The organism is Nocardia amamiensis NBRC 102102, assembly GCF_001612745.1.
GTDB lineage: Bacteria > Actinomycetota > Actinomycetes > Mycobacteriales > Mycobacteriaceae > Nocardia > Nocardia amamiensis.
In genome coordinates, this window is record NZ_BDBA01000107.1 from 1 (window position 1) to 3,870 (window position 3,870).

Here is a 3,870-nt window from a genome sequence, read left to right on the forward strand (position 1 = left end):
GCGAGAATCCGGAATGGCGCCCGAGGTCGCGACGGTACCGTTCTACGGACCGCACCAAGCGGGCATCGCCACCGCCCCACAGTCGCACGCGGCGTTCGTCGCGTTCGATCTGAAGCCGGGCACGCGGCGCGACGACATCGTCGGGATGCTGAAGATCTGGACCGACGACGCCGCCCGGCTCACCCAGGGCCGCCCCGCCCTCGCCGACACCGAACCAGACCTCGCCCGGCGTCCGGCGCGGCTCACTGTCACAGTGGGCTTCGGGCCCGCTGTGTTCGAAGTGTCGGGCCTCGAGCGGCACCGGCCGTCCTGGCTGCGGCCGTTGCCGCCGTTCGCGATCGACCGGCTCGAACCGGCCTGGACCGGCGGCGATCTGCTGCTGCAGATCTGCGCCGACGAGGTGACCACGGTGTCGCACGCGGTGCGCGTACTGTGCCGGAGCGTGTCCTCTTTGGTCGGCGTGCGCTGGGTGCAGCGCGGATTCCGCGATGCCGCGCCCGGGAAGACGCCGCGCAATCTCATGGGCCAGGTGGACGGCACCGCGAATCTCGCGCCGGGCACCCCCGAGTTCACGCGCCTGGTGTGGGATGACGGCGCAACCCTGGCGTGGCTGGCCGGCGGCACCTCGTGTGTGCTGCGGCGGATCGCGATGACGCTGGACACGTGGGACGAAATCGACCAGGAGGAAAGGGAACTCACCGTCGGGCGCACCATCGCCAACGGCGCACCGCTGACCGGGACCGACGAGTTCGACGAGCCGGATTTCACGGCCGCGGACGCGAACGGCATTCCGGTCATCCCGCCGTCGTCGCACATCGCTCGTGCCCATCACACGCACGACGGCGAACGGTTCCTCCGGCGTGGCTACAACTACGACGACGCGCCCGCGCCCGGCCGGATCTCCAACTCGGGCTTGCTCTTCGCCGCCTACCAACGCGACTTGGACACCCAGTTCCTGCCGGTCCAGCGCCGTCTCGCGGAGTTCGACGCACTCAATGTCTGGACCACACCGATCGGATCCGCGGTGTTCGCGATACCGCCGGGGGTACCGTCGCAGGGCGGCTATCTCGGCCAGCCGCTGTTCGAGGCCTGATTTGCGTCGGGCGCCCTGCGTGCGAGGCCGCAGTCAGGTGATCGTCGCGCCGACCGACTCGCACTGACTGCGGCGCCGACGCGGCGGCCGCTGCGGATGCAGGCACTCCAACCCTGCCGACGCCGGTGACCGACGCCTTCGACGCGGTGCTCACGTCCCGGCCGTCACCACGGAGGTCGCTCTGATCCTCGGCTGATCGCGCCGTGCTCGCGCGCTGACCGTCGGGCGCGAGCACACCTGGCGTTTCAGGCCGGAGATCCCGGATATCCAGTGGCGGTGTCAGCTGTCCGGAGACAGTCCGGCGATCGCGCGCAGCGCGGAGATCATTCCGGTGACCGGAATGCCGGGATCGATCGTCCGGAACAGGCCGAGCCCGACACCGAGCGCCAGCACAGCGACGGCGGCTTCGGCCGTCGGCACCTGGGTATCGACTTCATCGGTCGTCTTCAGGGCCGTGCCGATCATGCTGACGATGGCACCGAGCCGGGTAGCGAGTTCGCCGCGCAGCTGGCCGTTGCGCCGCGCCTGCACAGTGAACTCCAATTCCAGCTGGGTCCAGTTCGGATCACCGATGACCCGCTCGGCCCATTCCGCGAGCCGTCGCAGACGATCAGCGGTCGTGGGCGCGGCAACAATGTCGGCGACCTCCGCCGCACGTTCGCCGTGAATTTCGTCGAGCACGGCCAAACACAGCTCGTCTTTGGTGCGGAAGTTCGAATACACCGCCCCTTTGGTGAAACCCGCGGCCTCGGCGACTTTATCGATGCTCGTGGCCTGATAGCCCTCCTCCAGGAACAGGCGCTTGGCGGTGGAGATCAACACCGCGCGCGTCTGCGCCTGGCTCTGGGCTCGAGTCGGCCGTTCCACCTGCCCATATGCGTGAAGCCGCCGATTCTCATCCTGATTCGCAGACAACCGATATCCCTTCAGATACTCTCAGTATCCGATTGTAGATGCCAGCGGTATCCCAAATCGCAGGAAGGATCGAATCGTGAGGAGCCGAATAGGCAAAGTCGCCGCAGCTCTGACGGGAACCCTCCTCGTGGTCGGAGGCGGCGCGATCTCTGCACCACACGCATGGACGCAGCCGGCTGCGGAAGCCGCCGCTGATTTCTACCTGCCGCCGGTGCCGCTGCCTTCGTCGGCGCCCGGCGCGATCATCCGCACCGAACCGTCGCGTCTGGCGCTGTCGGTCCCAGGAGGGCCCGGAGCGATCCCGGCGACGGCGACGCGGGTCATGTACGTCAGCAGCGATACCCACGACGCACCTACCGCGGTGGTGGGAACGTATCTCGAGGCATCACAGCCGTGGACCGGCCCGGGCGAACGCCCCCTGGTCTCCTACGCGGTCGGCACGAAGGGACAGGGCGATCAGTGCGCGCCCTCGAAGTTGCTGGCGCAGTTCGTCCAGTATCAGCCGCCGCTCGACCTGATCGTCGAATACGACGTGCTGGCGATCTATACGCTCCTGGCCCGCGGCATGTCGGTCATGGTGACCGATTACCACGGCCTGGGCACGCCCGCGGTGCACGACTTTCTGAACCGGAAAGCGCAAGCTCACGCGCTACTGGACGGGGCGCGTGCCGCGCTGCAGCTGCCCGGCACCAGCCTAGGGGCCAATGCTCCGGTCATTCTGTACGGCTACTCGCAGGGCGGCATGGCCTCCGGGGGCGCGGCCGAACTGCAACCGAGCTACGCCCCCGAACTGAACGTGCGTGGCGCTTACGTCGGCGGGCCGGTGGTGGACGACGAGTACTTCATCGGACATAACGACGGCCGAGCCGCCATGGGGCCCGCCTTCGCCTGGATACTCAACGGCATCGCCGCCAACTACCCGGAAACCCGCGCGGTGCTCGACGCCGAACTCAACGACACGGGCAAGGCGATCCTGCGCGAAGCCCAGGACAAATGCGCCGTTCCGCTCGGACTCGCCCAGCTGCATCAGTTCACGTCCCAATGGACAACGAGCGGAGAACCTCTCACCGTCGTGATCGATCGGTCCCCGGCGCTGAAAGCGGCATTCGACCAACAGCGGGTCGGCTCGCTCGCCCCGTCGGTGCCCGTGCTCATCGCCTCGAGCCCGAACGACGAGGGAGCGCCGTATCCGCCCGTCCGCGACATGGCCGCACGGTGGTGTGGCGGCGGGACAACGGTCCAGCTGGATTCGAACGCCGATATTCCCAGCATCATCACGGGATTGCGGGCGACGCACGTGCTGGCCTTCTTCCCCTCGCTGAGGACCTCGCAGGACTGGATAACCGCTCGACTCGCGGGCGAGCCCGCCCCGAGCAACTGCGGGGCTCTGCCGTAGTCCGGCAGGCCCGGTTTGCGCAGGGCCGACCAGCTCCGATACCGTCAGTATCCCAATCGGATGTACGGCCCCGCGCATCGCTCGAGCCGAGCACGGCTCGTCGCAGATGAGGTGGTGCCGCTGCCCGGCGCGGGTCGGCCTCAGGTCCAGCCCGCGCCGGTGGCCGCACTGGCCGAGCCGATCGCATAGCCCTGTGCGAAGCCGGCGAGATTCACCCACTGTTCTGCTGAAGGTTTCCGCGGTTGTCGCAGCCGTCGGCTCGGTGCCATCGCATCGACCTCGGTGCACTGTTCCAGTTGTTCGTTCGCTAGCTCGGAATTGTGAAGGGAGGGTCGAATGTCGGAGTTGGCTCACCGCCACCGTGATTTCGGTGACCCTGCCGTCAGATCGACTCGGTGCGCATTCCCGATGCCGGCCGGCGCGACGGGCCGGGGCAATAGACAGACGACACGGATCTCGCATGCCC

The 3,870-nt window shown here is 67.9% G+C and carries 3 protein-coding genes; 2 read left to right on the top strand and 1 reads right to left on the bottom strand.

Annotated elements, in window-relative coordinates:
- The coding region (locus NA4_RS20170) for a Dyp-type peroxidase (protein WP_067471992.1) at positions 1-1,093 on the top strand (1,093 nt) is incomplete at its 5' end.
- A gap of 279 nt (positions 1,094-1,372) precedes the next feature.
- Here NA4_RS20170 and NA4_RS20175 read toward each other — a convergent pair.
- Positions 1,373-1,960, bottom strand: coding sequence for a TetR/AcrR family transcriptional regulator (locus tag NA4_RS20175; protein WP_067471990.1), 588 nt, complete (start codon positions 1,958-1,960; stop codon positions 1,373-1,375).
- Between the two features lie 124 nt (positions 1,961-2,084).
- Here NA4_RS20175 and NA4_RS20180 point away from each other — a divergent pair, with 124 nt between their 5' ends.
- The gene (locus NA4_RS20180; RefSeq protein ID WP_245671502.1) at positions 2,085-3,404 is read left to right on the top strand and encodes a lipase family protein; all 1,320 of its coding nucleotides are present in this window, start codon (positions 2,085-2,087) and stop codon (positions 3,402-3,404) included.
- The last annotated feature ends 466 nt before the right edge of the window (positions 3,405-3,870 follow it).